Annotated in this window: 11 protein-coding genes; 4 read left to right on the forward strand and 7 right to left on the reverse strand. The window is 70.9% G+C overall.

Annotated features, from left to right (window positions below):
- Positions 1 to 11: 11 nt before the first annotated feature.
- The gene (gene aroA, locus OG858_RS16480) at positions 12 to 1,253 is read right to left on the reverse strand and encodes a 3-phosphoshikimate 1-carboxyvinyltransferase (protein WP_086749556.1); all 1,242 of its coding nucleotides are present in this window, start codon (positions 1,251 to 1,253) and stop codon (positions 12 to 14) included.
- Positions 1,254 to 1,934: 681 nt separating this feature from the next.
- On the opposite strand from aroA, the gene OG858_RS16485 reads away from it, so the two are divergent.
- Complete coding sequence (locus OG858_RS16485; protein ID WP_328544766.1) at positions 1,935 to 3,737, forward strand: glycoside hydrolase family 3 protein; 1,803 nt, start codon at positions 1,935 to 1,937, stop codon at positions 3,735 to 3,737.
- 231 nt (positions 3,738 to 3,968) lie between these two features.
- Positions 3,969 to 4,643 carry a hypothetical protein gene (locus tag OG858_RS16490; protein WP_328544765.1) on the forward strand — a complete coding sequence of 225 codons (675 nt, stop codon included), beginning with the start codon at positions 3,969 to 3,971 and terminating at the stop codon, positions 4,641 to 4,643.
- Between the two features lie 98 nt (positions 4,644 to 4,741).
- Here OG858_RS16490 and OG858_RS16495 read toward each other — a convergent pair whose 3' ends face one another.
- From OG858_RS16495 to OG858_RS16515, 5 genes are all read right to left on the reverse strand, one after another.
- Complete coding sequence (locus OG858_RS16495; protein WP_086749939.1) at positions 4,742 to 6,172, reverse strand: S28 family serine protease; 1,431 nt, start codon at positions 6,170 to 6,172, stop codon at positions 4,742 to 4,744.
- A gap of 199 nt (positions 6,173 to 6,371) precedes the next feature.
- A complete protein-coding gene (locus OG858_RS16500; RefSeq protein WP_086749938.1) occupies positions 6,372 to 6,722 on the reverse strand; it encodes a hypothetical protein in 351 nt (116 codons plus the stop codon).
- Between the two features lie 120 nt (positions 6,723 to 6,842).
- Positions 6,843 to 10,595, reverse strand: coding sequence for an ABC transporter ATP-binding protein (locus OG858_RS16505; RefSeq protein ID WP_327743874.1), 3,753 nt, complete (start codon positions 10,593 to 10,595; stop codon positions 6,843 to 6,845).
- Between the two features lie 938 nt (positions 10,596 to 11,533).
- Positions 11,534 to 12,637: an esterase-like activity of phytase family protein gene (locus OG858_RS16510; RefSeq protein WP_086746459.1), complete on the reverse strand. Its 1,104-nt coding sequence runs from the start codon at positions 12,635 to 12,637 to the stop codon at positions 11,534 to 11,536.
- Positions 12,638 to 12,697: 60 nt separating this feature from the next.
- Complete coding sequence (locus OG858_RS16515; protein ID WP_086746458.1) at positions 12,698 to 13,687, reverse strand: serine hydrolase; 990 nt, start codon at positions 13,685 to 13,687, stop codon at positions 12,698 to 12,700.
- Positions 13,688 to 13,831: 144 nt separating this feature from the next.
- On the opposite strand from OG858_RS16515, the gene OG858_RS16520 reads away from it, so the two are divergent.
- Together OG858_RS16520 and OG858_RS16525 are read left to right on the forward strand one after the other, a co-directional pair.
- Entirely contained in the window at positions 13,832 to 14,206 is a 375-nt protein-coding gene (locus tag OG858_RS16520) for a hypothetical protein (protein WP_328544764.1), read from the forward strand.
- Between the two features lie 75 nt (positions 14,207 to 14,281).
- Positions 14,282 to 14,647, forward strand: coding sequence for a DUF4180 domain-containing protein (locus OG858_RS16525; protein ID WP_060907052.1), 366 nt, complete (start codon positions 14,282 to 14,284; stop codon positions 14,645 to 14,647).
- Here the strand turns inward: OG858_RS16525 and OG858_RS16530 are convergent.
- Complete coding sequence (locus OG858_RS16530) at positions 14,593 to 16,032, reverse strand: phosphatase PAP2 family protein (RefSeq protein ID WP_256960169.1); 1,440 nt, start codon at positions 16,030 to 16,032, stop codon at positions 14,593 to 14,595. The two genes, OG858_RS16525 and OG858_RS16530, sit on opposite strands and share 55 nt — an antisense overlap.
- Positions 16,033 to 16,119 lie beyond the last annotated feature (87 nt).

A 16,119-nucleotide genomic window follows, 5' to 3' on the forward strand; every position in this document is an offset into this window, starting at 1 on the left:
CGGCCGCGGCCCTACCCGGCGGCCCGCGCCCCCCGCCACAGCTCCGCGAACGCCTCGTGGAAGCCCGGGAACGTCTTCCGTACGCAGCCGGGGTCGTCGAAGGTGATGCCGGGCGTCCGCAGGCCCGTCACCGCGAAGGACATGACGATGCGGTGGTCGCCGTGGGTCCTGATCTCCGCGCCCCGGGGGGTGCCCGGGCGGATCTCGATCCAGTCATCGCCCGTCACCACGTCCACGCCCAGCCGCCGGAGGTTCTCCGCGCAGGCCTCCAGCCGGTCGCACTCCTTCACCCTCGTGTTCGCCACGTCCTCGATCCGCACCGGCCCCGACGCGAAGGGGGCGATCGCGGCGAGCGTCGGCATGGTGTCGGAGATGTCCCGCATGTTGACGGTGACGCCGTGGAGTTCGCCGGTGCCCTTCACCGTCGTACGGTCCACGCCGACGTCCACCAGCGCGCCCATCCGCCGCAGGACCTCCACGAAGCCCAGGTCGCCCTGGAGCGCCCCCTGGCCCAGGCCCGGCACGGTGACCTCGCCGCCGGTGAGCGCGGCGGCCGCGAAGAAGTAGCTGGAGGTGGAGGCGTCGGGTTCGATCGGGTAGGTGGTCGCGCGGTAGCCGCCCGGCGGGACGACGTAGGTGTCGCCCTCCCGGCCGACCTCCACGCCGAACGCCCGCATCATCGCGATCGTGATCTCCACGTACGGCACCGAGACCAGGTCGGTGACGGTGATGCGCAGGCCGGTGCGGGTGAGCGGGCCGAGCAGGAGCAGGGCGGTCAGGTACTGGGAGGACTGGCCGGCGTCCAGCACCACCTCGCCGCCCTCGACGCCGTGCGCGGTGACGGTGAGCGGGTGGTGGCCCTCCGCCTCCTCGTGCCGCAGGTCCACGCCGAGGTCGCGCAGGGCGCGGGTCAGCGGGGCGAGGGGGCGGCGGCGCATCTGGGCGGAGGCGTCGAAGCGGTAGGTGCCGTGGCCGGCCGCGGCGAGGGTCGGCAGGAAGCGGGCGGTGGTGGCACCGTCCCGGCAGTACACGTCCGCCTCCGCGACCGCGGGGCCCTGCGGGCGGCCGTCGACCTGCCAGGCGTCCGGGGTACGGCCGACGCGGTAGCCGAGGCGTACCAGGCCCTCCGCGAAGCCCTCCGTGTCGTCGGACCTCAGGGGGCGGACGAGGGTGGTGACGCCGTCGGCCGCCGCCGCGAGGAAGAGGGCGCGGGCGGTCAGGGACTTGGAGCCGGGGATGTCGACGAGGGCCATGCCGCCATGCTGGACCGGGGGCCGTCTCGCCCGCCGAAGCGTCCGGCTTGTGGACCGGGCGCCTGATTGCTCGGGGCCGGCTGTGCGTCGGCGGGCGCGGGTGCGTGGGGCTTCTCGCGCAGTTCCTCGCGCCCCTAAAAGCCCAGGCCCCTGCGGGCCTGGAAGACCATCGCCCCGCAGGCCTGAAAGGCAACGGGGCTGCGGGCCGAAAAGCACGGGGCGCAGCCCCTGCTTTTCAGGGGCGCGGGGAACTGCGCGAGCAACCACAACGCACCCGCACCCGCACCCGCCAACACACAGCCGCCCCCCGAGCTCCCCCGCGCCCCTCCCTCCCCACCGGCACCAACTTCCCGAAATCCGCAGCCCCCGGGAACCCGAACCCGCCCCACCTCGTCCAACCGCCATGCCGCCGGACGAGTCTCCGCAGCGCGGTGTCGGCCTCGCTGCTGGCTGCGAACGCTGACCAACCCTCTCCGCCGCCTGCGGCCGGCAGCACGCCGTCACCGGCGCGCCCCCTCCGACAGCGCCGGTGACGGCCCCTCAGGTCCAGCAGCCCACAGCCTCGCCGCAGGCACCGCCGTGCGTTCCCTTGACCGGAAGAAACTTCCCGGATAATCGTGACACCTTGGAAGTTTCCTTCAGCAGCTCCCTCTCTCCCCACCTCCGGAAGGAGCGACGCACGTGCCCTCCAGACGTACCGTTCTCGCCGCCACGGCCGGCGTCACCACGTCCCTGGCCCTCGGCACCGACGCACAGGCCGCCGGCGGCCCCCACGACAAGAGACTTCGCGGCCTCATCGCGCGTATGACCCTTGAGGAGAAGGTCGGCCAGCTCTTCGTGATGCGGGTCTACGGGCACTCCGCGACCGCACCCGACCAGGCCGACATCGACGCCAACCTCCAGGAGATCGGCGTCCGGACGGCCGCCGAACTGCTGGCGAAGTACCGCGTCGGCGGGATCATCTACTTCTCCTGGGCGCACAACACCCGCGACCCGCACCAGATCGCCGCCCTGTCGAACGGCATCCAGCGTGCCTCCCTCGGCCTCCCCCGCGGCCTGCCCGTGCTCATCTCCACCGACCAGGAACACGGCATCGTGGCCAGGGTCGGCATGCCCGCCACGCTGCTGCCGGGCGCGATGGCCCTCGGCGCCGGCGGCTTGGGGGCCGACGCCCGCGAGGCCGGACGTATCGGCGGCGCCGAGCTGCGGGCGATCGGCGTCCGGCAGGACTACGCGCCGGTCGCCGACGTGAACGTCAACCCGGCCAACCCGGTCATCGGCGTCCGGTCCTTCGGCGCCGACCCGAAGGCCGTCTCGGGGCTGGTCGCCGCACAGGTGAAGGGGTATCAGGGGGCCGGGGTCGCGGCCACCGCCAAGCACTTCCCGGGGCACGGGGACACGGCCGTCGACAGCCACTACGGCTTCCCGGTCATCGAACACACCCGGGAACAGTGGACAGCCCTCGACGCCCCACCGTTCCGGGCCGCGATCCGCGCCGGCATCGACTCGATCATGACCGCGCACATCATGGTCCCCGCCCTGGACCCCTCCGGCGACCCGGCCACCCTCTCCCGCCCGATCCTCACCGGCATCCTGCGCGGCGAGCTGGGCTACGACGGGGTCGTCGTCACCGACTCGCTCACCATGCAGGGCGTACGGGACAAGTACGGCGACGACCAGGTGCCGGTGCTGGCACTGCGGGCCGGTGTCGACCAGCTCCTCAACCCACCGTCGATCGACGTGGCGTGGAACGCCGTCCTCGCCGCCGTACGCGCCGGGGAGCTGACCGAGGCCCGCCTCGACGAGTCGATCCTCCGCATCCTGCGGCTCAAGGCGAAGCTCGGGCTGTTCGAGCGGCCGTACGTGAGTGAGGGAGGCGTCGACCGGGTGGTGGGGATCGGGCGGCATCTCGACGCCGCCGACCGGATCGCCGAGCGGACCACGACACTCCTGGTCAACGAGGGCTCGCTGCTGCCGCTGTCCCGTAGTACGCACCGGAACGTGCTGGTGGTCGGTGCCGACCCGGCGTCCCCGTCGGGCACCACGGGACCGCCGACGGCCGTCCTCGCCGCCGAACTCACCGCCCTCGGCTTCACCACGACCCGCCTGTCGACCGGTACGGCTCCCACCGGGTCCGTCATCGACCAGGCCGTCGCCGCGGCGGCGGGCAAGGACGCGGTGGTCGTGGCGACGTACAACGTGACGGCGGCCGGCACGCAGAAGACCCTCGTCGCACGGCTCCTCGCCACCGGGGTCCCGGTGGTGGCGGTCGCGGTCCGGAACCCGTACGACGTGGCCCAACTGCCCGACGTGAAGGGCTGCCTGGCGTCGTACTCGTGGACGGACGTCGAGGTGCGGGCGGCGGCGCGGGTGCTGGCCGGGCGGGTGGCGCCGCGCGGGAAGCTGCCGGTGCCGGTACAGCGGGCCGACGACCCGGCGCGGGTGCTGTACCCGATCGGGCACGGCCTGACCTACGGACCCTGACCTACCTACGCACTCTGACCTACGCACCCTGGCCTACCCACCCTGCCGCACCGAGCTGACGTACGGATCCTGATGTACGGAATGTGACGTACGGGTCCTACGTCGCATACCTCGCGCACCACCCCCAAGTGGCGCAAAGCGCACGATATGTCTGACGTGGCCCTCTCCGCGGGGTCACGCTGGGCGGGGGTTCATCGGGGGGTGGCCGTGCGAGGGGTGCGTCGCGTTCGAATGGTGCGTACAGGGGTGCTCGTGGCTGCCGTCGCGCTGGGCGTCGCCGCGCTCTCGGGGTGTCAGGCCTGGTCGGGCGGCGTGGGCGAGGAGTCCGAGGAGCGGACGACCACGACGGCGCCGGCCCTGCCGTCCGGGTACGGGACGGTGTTCCTCGGGGTCGACGAGTGCAGTTCGTTCGGGACGACCAGCTTCACCGAGGTGCCCTGCGCGGGCGAGCGGGCCGCCGCCCGGGTCGTGGCGCGGCACGACGGCCGGGTCGGGCAGGGGCCGCTCTGCCCGCCGACCACGGACTTCGTCCTCCACATCAGCGTGTCCCGGTCCTCCTTCGGCGAGTCCGGCGAGTCCGGCGAGTCCGGCGAGTCCGGCGAGTCCGCCGAGGACGAGGACGGCGACGGGTCCGTGCCGCAGGGGTACGCCTGTATGCGCAAGCTCCAGCCGCCGCACCCGGGCGACCCCGGTGGCGGGGGCGGCCCCCGCACGATCGTCGGCGACTGTGTCTACGGCGCCGGGCAGGGCGAGGTCCGCGAGACGGCCTGCGACGGCAAGGGCAGGCACGATCCGGAGTACGAGGTGACGACGGCCGTCGACGCGAGGGCGCAGTGTCCGGCCACGACCGATCTGTATGTGCGGTTGGGCGGGAACCGGCCGGTGGGGTGCGCGGTGCCGGTGTGAGAGGGACCGGACGACGGCTGAGCCCCGGTGCCGCCGTACAGGCTCGGCACCGGGGCTCAACTCACGTGCGAGGCAGGCCGGTTACGGCCGCAGACCGGTTACGGCCGCAGCGCCGGCTCCCGCTCGACATCACGCTTGTCGAGCTTGGAGTCGAACTTCGCCAGCGGCTTCGCCTTGCTCGGGTCCGCCTGGACGGTGGCCGGGGCGACGCCCGCCCACTTCAGGATCCGGGCCGTGGCCAGGTCCTTCTGCGCCTCGACCAGGCCGGCGACGTTGGCGCCGTGGTTGGCGCCGGGTGCCGTGAAGACGTACGAGTCGCGGGCCTTCTTGCCCAGGTGGAACGGCTCGGCGCCCCACGGGTCGTTCTGCCCGTAGACGAAGAGCATCTGCTTGGCGTTGTCACGGACCCAGGTGTCGACGTCCCGCATCGCGTGCTGCTGGAACTTCATCTCGATGTCCCGCGGGACGAAGTTCCGGGGCGGCTGGTAGCCGTAGCGGATGTACTTCTTCTCGATGTGCGGGAACTGGATGTCGGGCGCGCCCAGCTGCGTACCGGCCTGGTAGTAGTACGGCGTGTACTGCTCCAGGCCCTGGTCGGTGTAGGCGGAGAAGCCGGAGATCGTGTCGATGGACGTCCAGATCTCGTCGTCCGTCGCGGCCTCGGCGTCCTTCGGGATGGCGTCGCTGTCGCAGTCCGCGAGCTTGCTGTACTGCCAGAAGCCCCACACGTAGTCGAGGACGACCGCCTCGTACGCCTTGTCGAGGCTGCCGACCGTGTCGAAGGTGTAGCCCTCGGCGGCGACGACCTCCGCGTACTTCTTCTCCAGCGGCTCACGCCGGACGAGCGCCTCGCGCTGCACGGCGTTCAGCCGGTCGCGGCACTCCTTGGTGCCGACGTTCGCGAAGAACCGGTCGTACGCCGAGTCCTCCTTGTTGACGACGTCGTTGGGGGCGACGTACGCGACGACGCCGTCCATGTCGTGCGGGTAGAAGCGCTCGAAGTAGGTGGCGGTCATGCCGCCCTTCGAGCCGCCCGTCGAGATCCACTTCTTGTTGTAGATCTTCCTCAGCGCCCTGAAGATCCGGTGCTGGTCGCTGGCCGCCTGCCAGATGTCCAACTTGGACCAGTCGGCCGGGTCGGGGCGGGACGGGTTGAAGAAGCGGTACTCCATGGAGACCTGGTTGCCGTCCACGATCTGCGTGGGCTCGCGGCGGCCGGGGTTCGTGGAGACGTTGTAGCCGCCGGTGTAGAAGACCGTCGGACGGGCCGTGTCCTTGTGCAGCACCGTGATCCGCTGCTGGAACGTGCCCTTCTTCGGGTTCCTGTGGTCCACCGGCTGGGTGAAGTTGAGGACGAAGAAGCGATAGCCCGGGTACGCCTTCTCCTGGACCAGGCTCATGCCCCGTACCCCGAGCAGTCGGTCCTTGATGTCGGCGGCGTCCGACCCCGCGGCGGTGGCCGCCCCCGCCGTGCTCAACGTGCCAATGAGCACCACGAGCGACAGCACCCATCTGAGTGCTTTGCGCATGCGTTTCTCCCCTTTGCAGCAGCTGTGCGCCGGAAGCTATCGGAGCCACGGTCGGGGCACCAGGGAAGAAAGGGGCCAACTGGACTGCTTCCAGCCGCAGATGGGAGGGATAGGGAAAACCCTGTGTGGCACACCCATCCGCCAGAGGCCCGGGAGGCGGCGGCCCGGTGGGCATGGCGGGCGTGGCGGGCGTGGTGGTTCAGCGGAGGATCCATCCCGAGTCGTACGTCTTGCCGCCGGCCCGTGCGTTGATCCACACGGCGCGTCGGCCCGCGTGCACGGTCACGGGACCGGCGGGGTGTTTCTTGTTACGCACCCACTGGCCGCCCCAGGCCCGGATGCGCACGGTCCCCTTGCGGGCCTGCTTCCGGGGCACGAGCACGGCGCACACATACCGGCCGCCCTTGCGGTACACCCGTACGGTCCCGGTGTCGAAGGTCAGCGTCCGCACCTTGCGTCCGCCGCAGGACGCGGCGGCTTCCGCGCTCGCCGGCGGCCCGGCCAGTGTCAGCAGCCCGGCGGTCGTCAGCACGGCCAGTCCGAGCGTCATTTGCCGACGTATCCCACGCCTGCTCACTACTGCCCCTCCCGCTACACGCCCGTACTGATGTACGGACGCATGACCCCCTCGAACGGTTGCCCGCTCAGGGGGACACGCTACGAAGGGCCCCTACGGCTTCAGAACCGGCTCGCCCACGAAGGTCCGCCAGAGTTCCGCGTACCGGCCGTCGCGGGCCAGCAGTTCGTCGTGGGTGCCGTCCTCCGTGACGCGGCCGTGGTCCATGACGACGACGCGGTCGGCTCGGGCGGCCGTGGTGAGGCGGTGGGCCACGACGAGCGTCGTACGGCGGCCGGCGAGGCGGTCGGTGGCGTGGTTGACCTGGGCCTCGGTGGCCAGGTCCAGGGCGGCCGTCGCCTCGTCGAGGAGCAGGATGTCGGGGTTCACCAGCTCGGCGCGGGCCAGGGCGATCAGCTGGCGTTGCCCGGCGGAGAGGTTGCGGCCGCGTTCGGCGACCTCGTGGAGGTAGCCGCCGTCGAGCGTGGCGATCATGTCGTGGGCGCCGACGGCACGGGACGCGGCCTCCACCTCGGCGTCGGTGGCGGCGGGGCGGCCGTAGGCGATGGCGTCCCGGATCGTGCCCTGGAAGAGGTACGCCTCCTGCGGGACGACGCCCAGGCGGTGTCGGTACGAGGTGAGGTCGAGGTCGCGCAGGTCGGTGCCGTCGACCGTGACCCGGCCGCCGGTGGGGTCGTAGAAACGGGCGACGAGTTTGACGAGCGTCGACTTGCCGGCGCCGGTCTCGCCGACGAAGGCGACGGTCTGCCCGGCGGGGATCGACAGCGCCACACCGCTCAGGGCCGCTTCCCCTTCGAGGTCGGCCCCGTACGCGAAGTCCACGTCCTCGAAGGTGATGTCGCCGCGCAGGGAGACCACCTCCCGGGGCTCGGAGGCCGCCTTCGTCGACGTCGGCTCCTGGAGGAGTTCCTGGATGCGGCCCAGGGAGACGGTGGCCTGCTGGTAGCCGTCGAAGACCTGGGAGAGCTGCTGGACGGGGGCGAAGAAGAGGTCGATGTAGAGGAGGTAGGCGACCAGGGCACCGGTGGTGAGGGTGCCCGCGTCGACGCGGTGGGCGCCGACGACCAGGACGGCCGCCGCGGCCGCCGAGGACAGGAACTGCACGAACGGGAAGTAGATCGAGATCAGCCACTGGCCGTGGACGCGGGCCTGGCGGTAGCTGTCGCTGCCGGCCGCGAACCGCTCGCCCCCGTCACGCTCGCCCCGGAACGCCTGCACGATCCGCAGCCCGGCCACCGACTCCTGCAGGTCCGCGTTGACCACGGAGACCCGCTCACGGGCCAGCTCGTACGCCTTCACGCTCGCCCGGCGGAAGAAGACCGTACAGACGATCAGCGGGGGGAGCGTGGCGAAGACGACGAGGGCGAGCTGTACGTCGAGCACGAGCAGGGCACCCATGATGCCGAAGAAGGTGACGACGGAGACGAAGGCCGTGACGAGGCCGGTCTGGAGGAAGGTCGAGAGAGCGTCGACGTCCGTCGTCATCCTCGTCATGATCCGGCCCGTCAGCTCCCGCTCGTAGTAGTCGAGTCCGAGGCGCTGCAGCTGGGAGAAGATCTTCAGACGGAGGGAGTACAGGACGCGTTCGCCGGTTCGGCCGGTCATGCGCATCTCGCCGATCTGGGCCGCCCACTGCGCGATGACCGCGAACAGGCCCAGCAGGGACGCGGCCCAGACCGCGCCCAGGGCCGCCTGCGAGACGCCCTCGTCGATGCCGTGCCGGATCAGCACGGGCAGCAGCAGGCCCATGCCCGCGTCGACGGCGACGAGCGCCAAACTGATCAGAAGGGGCGGGCCGAAGCCGCGCAGCAGCCGCTTCAGGCCGTACGACTCCTCCGGCGCGACCGCGCGGGCCTCGTCGATGCCGGGGGTGTCGGTCGCCGGGGGCAGCGCTTCGACCTGGGCGAGGAGTTCGGGGGTGGCGGGGGTGCCGTCGAAGGCGGTGTCGCGGGGCTCCCGGTCCCCGGTCCACAGCCGGGGCGTGATGCCGCGCTCGGCGTCGAACTCGGCGTCCAGTTCGTCCCGTATCGAGTCCCGTACGGCGGTGTCGTCGGCCTTGGTGAGGGAGGTCGGCGGGACGTGCCCGGGTGAGACGCCGCCGAGTTCGTCCGGGTCGGTGAGCAGCCGACGGTAGAGGGCGGAACGGCGCTCCAGTTCCTCGTGGGTGCCGATGTCGCCGAGGCGGCCCTCGTCGAGGACGGCGATGCGGTCGGCGAGGTTGAGGGTGGAGCGGCGGTGGGCGATCAGGAGGGTGGTGCGGCCCTCCATGACGTGGGTGAGCGCCTCGTGGATCTCGTGCTCCACGCGGGCGTCCACGGCGGAGGTCGCGTCGTCGAGGACGAGAAGGCGGGGGTCGGTGAGGATCGCGCGGGCGAGGGCGACGCGCTGGCGCTGGCCGCCGGAGAGGGTGAGGCCGTGTTCGCCGACCTTGGTGGCGTAGCCGTCGGGCAGCTCGGCGATGAAACGGTCCGCCTGGGCGGCGCGGGCGGCGGTCTCGATCTGCTCGTCGGTCGCGTCCGGACGGCCGTACGCGATGTTGGCGCGGACCGTGTCGGAGAAGAGGAAGGAGTCCTCGGGGACCAGGCCGATCGCGGCGCGCAGCGAGTCGAGGGTCAGCTCGCGGACGTCGTGGCCGCCGATGAGGACGGCGCCGCGGGACACGTCGTAGAAGCGTGGGAGGAGGAGGGAGACGGTGGACTTGCCGGAGCCGGAGGAGCCGACGACGGCGAGGGTCTCGCCGGAGCGGATCTCGAAGCTGAGGCCGTCGAGGACGGGGGTGGTTCTGCCGTCGGCGCCGTCATAGCCGAAGGACACGTCGTCGAACTCGACGGTCGCGGGCGCGTCGGCGGGCAGCGTCTTCGTGCCGTCGTCGAGCGTGGGCTCGGTGTCGATCAGCTCCAGGACGCGCTCGGTGCCGGCGCGGGCCTGCTGGCCGACGGTGAGGACCATGGCCAGCATGCGGACGGGGCCGACCAGCTGGGCGAGGTACGTGGAGAACGCGACGAACGTGCCGAGTGTGATGTGCCCGCGCACGGCCAGCCAGCCGCCGAGCGCCAGCATGGCGACCTGGCCGAGGGCGGGGACCGCCTGGAGGGCGGGGGTGTACCGGGAATTGAACCGGATGGTGCGCAGCCGCCCCGCGAAGAGCCGCCGCCCGACCTCCCTCAGCTTCCCGGTCTCCTGCTCCTCCTGCCCGAACCCCTTCACCACGCGTACGCCGCTGACGGCGCCGTCGACCACGCCCGCGACGGCGGCGGCCTGGGCCTGGGCGTACCAGGTGGCGGGGTGCAGCTTGGTGCGGCTGCGCCCGGCGATCCACCACAGGGCGGGGGCGACGGCGATCGCGACCAGGGTGAGCGGCAGGGACAGCCACGCCATGATCACGAGGGAGATCAGGAACAGCAGGATGTTGCCGATGGTCATCGGCAACATGAAGAGCAGGCCTTGGATCAGCTGGAGGTCGCTGGTGGCACGGCCGACGACCTGCCCGGTGGACAGCTCGTCCTGCCGCCGCCCGTCGAGGCCGGTGATCGTCCCGTACATCTCCGTCCGCAGATCGTGCTGGACGTCGAGGGCGAGGCGGCCGCCGTAGTAGCGGCGGATGTAGGTGGAGACGTACACGAGGAGGGCGGCGCCGATCAGGGCCGCCGCCCAGGGGCCCATGTCCCTGGTCCTGTCCCCGATCACGTCATCGATGATCACCTTGGTGATCAGGGGGACCAGCGCCATCACCGCCATACCGGCGAGGGACGAGCCGAGGGCGAGGATCACGCCCTTGGGATACCGCCAGGCATATCCGGCCAGTCTGCGCGCCCAACCTCGGTCGCCCCCCTGCTGCGCTGCCACGCCGGTGCCCTCCTGTTCGTCCTGGTCTCCGCAAGACACCAACGCGGCGGAAGAAGGATTTCATCCCGCCGCAATATTCGGGGGGCGCCTGACGGCTCGGGGTTCGGTTCGTCGGCGGGTGCTGGGTGCGGCGGGGCTGGGTGCGGCACGGGCCGGGTGCGGCACGGGCCGGGTGCGGCACGGGCCGGGTGCGGCACGGGCCGGGTGCGGCACGGGCCGGGTGCGGCACGGGCCGGGTGCGGCACGGGCCGGGTGCGGCACGGGCCGGGTGCGCAGTTCCCCGCGCCCCTGAAAAAGCAGGGACTGCGCCCCTTGCTTTTTCGACGGCCGCAGGGCTGTCCTCTTTTAGGGGCGCGGGGAACTGCGCGACCGGCCCCCACCCAACCCGCGCTTTGGGGGTCGAAGGGGCGCAGCCCCTGGGATGGGACGGGTAGGGGCGGCAGGGGCGAGAAACGCCTACGCCGGACCTTCCTCCCGCTCCTGCTCCGTGGTGTCCACACCCCCCTCCGCCGGCTCCTCGTCCCGGCTGAACAGGCACACGAACACGCACCCGCAGCGATCAACGCGGCCACGTACCAGTTCGCGCCCGGCATGTCCCACGAGAGGGACGTGCCGAAGAGGATCCCCGCCGGCAGCGAACCGATCATGCTGCCGGCGCCGCGGAAGAAGTGCATGGCGCCCATGGCCTTGGCGAGCCGGTCGGCGGGGACCTTGCGGGTGACCCAGATGTCGAAGGACGGGACGAAGAGGATCTCGCGGAGGACGACGGTGACGCAGCCGACGACCACCCAGGGCGCGGAGCGGCCCGCGCCGAACGCCGTGAACGCCGCGAACGCCACGAACACCGCGAACACCGCGAACACCGCGAACACCGCGACCATGCCCGCCAGACCCAGCACCATCACCGCGCCGTGCGCTCCGGGACGCGAGGTATGGCGTCAGCGTGCCGGGGCCCCTGTTTCCACCGGTGTGATGGTCCAGGGCCTCTTCGTCGCCTCTGGCGCCACACGGACCCGAAGCGAGTAGAACCGGGTGGTCTGTACGGCGTTCTGGTTGTCGTCGCTGACCAGCACCACGTTCAGCCGTCCCCCGGACCGCGAGGGCCCGGTGACGGCCATCCCCTCGATGTTGTCGAGCAGCGGATTCGGCTGGGGCTGCTTGGCGGTGGCGCCGAGGGAGGGGCAGTTCACGAGGTCGGCGAGGAGGGTCTTGCGGACGAGCCGTACGCCGTCACCGTCCTGCCCGGTGAGGACGTCGACGCCGCTGGTGTCGGTCGCGCCGCGCGTGTCGGCGGCATAGAGGCGAACCGTGTTGCCGACCCCGGCGGTGAAGCCCCGCTCCAGCACCAGCAGCCGCCCGCCCGGGAGGCCCGCCACCTCGACGACGCCGAGTCCGGTGTCGGAGCGGTAGCCGTACTGGGCCGAGAGCCTGAAGTCCCGTGCGCCGCCGTGGCGTTGCCAGGTCTGGAAGCGGACGGCCCCGGCGGTGTCGCCGCTGAGGGCGCCCTCCATCGAGGCGAGCAGGGTGCGCTCGCCGGGCAGGAGGGTGAGCCCCTCGAAGGTCTGGTTGGCGACGGCCCGCCCGGCCGGGGCGACCTTCAGCGCGTCGGGCACGGGAAGGCTGCCCAACAGCCGCCCCCGCCGGTCGTACCGCCGTACGGACGGCTCGGTCTCGGAGGTGACGAGCCGGGTGCCGTCGCGGTCGACGGCCAGACCCTCGGAGTCGAGCGCGGCACCGGTCTCCGTGGCGAGCGGGACGACGCCCCTCGGCCGGAGCGTGCGGCCGTCGAGGGTGAAGAGGGAGGAGCGGTCGGAGACGGCGAGGAGCGAGCCGTCGTGGTCGACGGCGAGGCCGGAGAGGTTCCCGACGAAGGTGCCCGCGTACGTCGTCTTGTCCAGGGCGTCGGAGTACGCCTCGATCGACACGGACGACGAACAGGCGTGGCTCCGCGCCGAGTCGGCGTGGACGGGCCCGGCGGCGGCGAAGGTGGTGGCCGCCGCCAGGCCTGCGGTCAGGGTCGCGACGAGGCTTCGGAGAGGCATGGCGTCACCGTAGGACGACGCCGGTGATCCACGGATGGCCTCGCCGTGAACGTCCGGATATCAGCCGCTGCCGGTCCCGGCCTCCGGCACCGGCACGGTCGCCTCCTGAGGCCGGTCGGTGGGCACGTACCGCTCCACGCTCGGCGTACCCGAGGCGTTCTTCGCGACGGGCACGAGATCCTTGTGGATGACCTTGGCGACGGCCTGGATGGTGTTGACCCCGTACTGCATGTCGGGGTTGCCGTGGGTGAGAACGGTGATCGTGTAGTCCCGCTTGCCGCCGACGAACGTGCCGACGCTGTGCACCCGCCAGCCGTGCGTGGCGCGCGACAGCCACCCGTTCTTGACGTGCACCTTCACGGTGGAGGGCGCCCCTGCGGGGGTTCCCCAGCGCTGCCCGGCGACGACCTTGTTCATGAGCTTGAGGACGTAGGCGCGGGCGTTGTCGCTCAGGACGTTGTTCTTCGCGGTGAGCAGCGCGAGCAGCCGCTGTTCGTCCCGGACGGTGATCTGGGTGAGGCCCCAGTAGTTGTTCGCACCCGGCTTGGTCTGGGTCATCTTGGCGGCGGTGAGGAACGCCTTGATCTTGGTCAGTCCGAGTTGTTTCCACAACGTGCTGGTGGAGGCGTTGTCCGACTTGGTGATCATGGCGGTGGCGAGCTTGGTCTCACGGTCGGTGAGATAGCGGTTCTTCTTCTTCGCGTCGTACAGCAGCGCGGCGAGCACCGTCACCTTCACGACGCTGGCCGAGTCGAAGGCGGTGTCGCCCCGCAGCGTGCAGGTGGTGTCGGTGACCCGGTCGTACAGCCCGACCGCCACCGTCCCCTTCCGCTTAGCCAGCGCGGCCGTGATGTCCTTCTGCAGCTTCTCGGCCAGTCCGGCCTGCTTAGACGTACAGGTGACCTGCGGCGTCGGCGCCGCGGCGGCGGCCGGCGCGAACGCCGTGGCCGCCGACGTCACGATCATCCCCGCCCCGATCCCCGCAGCGACCACACGTGTCCTTCTGGACGTACGCGACACCCGGGATACCCCCGATATCCGGTGAGTCATCAGACCCTTCCCATCCCCTTGAGCGACTGGAACCCGCCTCAGGCGGGCTCACCTCAGTCGACTCGCAAGTATGAGCGATGGTTGTACGTACGTTCGCAGAACCGGGGATTCATATCGGCGCGGGGCCGTGGGCATGAAGAAGGCATGGCAGGGACGACACTGGACGATCACGCCAAGGCCGGGCGGCTGTACGCCGCCCTGCGGGCGCTGCACCTCCTCACGACCGCCTCGGGATCACCGCCCGGGCCGGAAAGGCTCGCACCGAAGAGGGTGCCCGCCCAACTGGTGGACAGCGGACTGGAGTCGCTGCACAAGTACCTTGTCAGGGCCAGGGCCCAGGGCGGCGATCGATGGGCCGCGGTGGTCGAGGTGTACCACGAGATACCGGAACTCTTCCCGGCACCGAGGGTGCCCGGCACCACCATGAGCCCCGGCGAACAGCGGTCGTTCATGGAGGCGTACGAGGAGCAACTCCGCTCGTACAAGGCGAAGTTCGGCAAGCTCTTCCCGACGGAGTGAAGTCCTCCCACAGCGCCGCGAGGCCGGCAGCCGCCCTGATGTCTCGCAGGGAACCGGACAGTAACCTCGAGACTCATGACCACCACCCTGCAGACGATCCACGACGTGTCCGTCCTGATGTGCGCCCCCGAGGGCGAGACGATCGCCCGGGAGAGCGACGCCCTGGATCTCATCGGCAATGCCGGGTACCAGGGCGCCGCCTGGGTCGTCGTCCCCGTCGAGCGTTTCGACGGGGCGTTCTTCGAACTGCGCACCCGCGTCGCCGGCGACATCATCCAGAAGTTCGTCCAGTACGGCGTCGGCCTCGCCGTCATCGGCGACATCTCCCGCCACACGACCGCCAGTACATCCCTGCGGGACTTCGTCCGCGAATGCAACCGCAACCGTCAGACGTGGTTCTTGGCCGATGTCGACGAGCTGCGGGAGCGACTGAAGGGCTGAGGAACACGTACCGGTTCCGGGTGCCGTTCGGAGTGCCGTTCGGGGCCCGGCTCCGGCTGCCGCTCCGGCGCGGCCTTCGTCGCCCACCGTCGGTCGATCCGTACGTAGCCGTAGACCACTGACGCCATCATCAGCAGGAGGAGCGGCCCGAACACCCACGGGTGTCGGGCCATCTCCAGCGGCAGATAGCGATATGCCACCAGGAGCGCGACGAAAACCGTCGCGCCGTGGACGACCAACCGGATTCCCGACCGGTCCCAGCCACGGTCGAACGTGCGCAGGGCCGCCTCGATGGTGACCGTGAAAACGACACCGGCGACGAGATCCACGCCGTAGTGGTAGCCGAATCCCAGTGTCGCGGCGAGTGTGGCGATCAGCCAGAACGTGCCCGCGTATCGCAGGTAGCGTGGCCCGCCGCGGGAATGAATGAAAATCGCGGTGGCCCATGCCGTGTGCAGACTGGGCATGCAGTTGCGAGGCGTGATCTCGTCGTACGGCATCGAGTGCGGGACGCCGATCGGCGGCGGTGTGTCGGGCCACAGGTTGGCCAGCGCCCAGTGCTCGCCGCCGGTGCCGAAGGCTCCGGGGCCGTAGGCGAAGACCGGTCCGACCACCGGGAAGATCATGTAGATGCCCGGCCCGAGGAGGCCTATCACCAGGAACGTGCGCACCAGGTGGTGGCGCGGGAAGCGGCGCACGGCGGCCACGTGACGCAGTTGGTAGAGCGCGACGCAGACCGCGGCCACCGCGAGCTGGGTGTAGATCCAGTCGAGAAGATGGGAGCCGATCGGGCCGGTGGCCCTGACCATCCGGCCCACCAGCCACGACGGGTTGCCCAGTGCGTGGTCGGCGGTCGCCAGATACGGGTCGAGCACCGTCGGGCGGGTCTTGGACGTGATCAGCAGCCAGGCGTCACCGGTCTTGCGCCCGGCCACCAGCAGCAGGCCCAGCCCGACGCCCTTCAGCAGCAGCGCCCGTTCACGGCCGGTGCGGCGTGTGACGGCGATGACCGCACAGCCCAGAAGCACCCACAGCGCGCCGTTGCCGAACATCATCCCGGCGTCGAGAACCCACCGCACCAGAAAGAAGACGATGTCGATCCCGATCGCGACACCGAGCGCGATGAACCGTTGCCGCCAGGTGAGCACCACCATCATCAACGCCATACTGGCGTACAGCAACGGCCCCGACTTGGGCGCGAATATCACCTCCCGCGCCTGGTTGGTGATCGGCCCCGGCAGGCCGTAGCCACGAGAGGCGATCTCCAGCGCGAGAATGAATCCGACGGCCGCGACACTCACCGCGGCCCACAGAATCACCCTCGGCCGACGCCACGTGGTGGACACGAACGCGCTTCTTATTCGCGGGAGCACCCGCGAGACCATGGATATCAACTATTCGGCCGTCGTCTTGTTCGGTTGGCCGGGTCTCTTCTTGGTGGGCAGCATGGCTTTCCGGTGTGTGGTGTGGGC

This window comes from Streptomyces europaeiscabiei (assembly GCF_036346855.1).
GTDB classification, from domain to species: Bacteria; Actinomycetota; Actinomycetes; order Streptomycetales; family Streptomycetaceae; genus Streptomyces; species Streptomyces europaeiscabiei.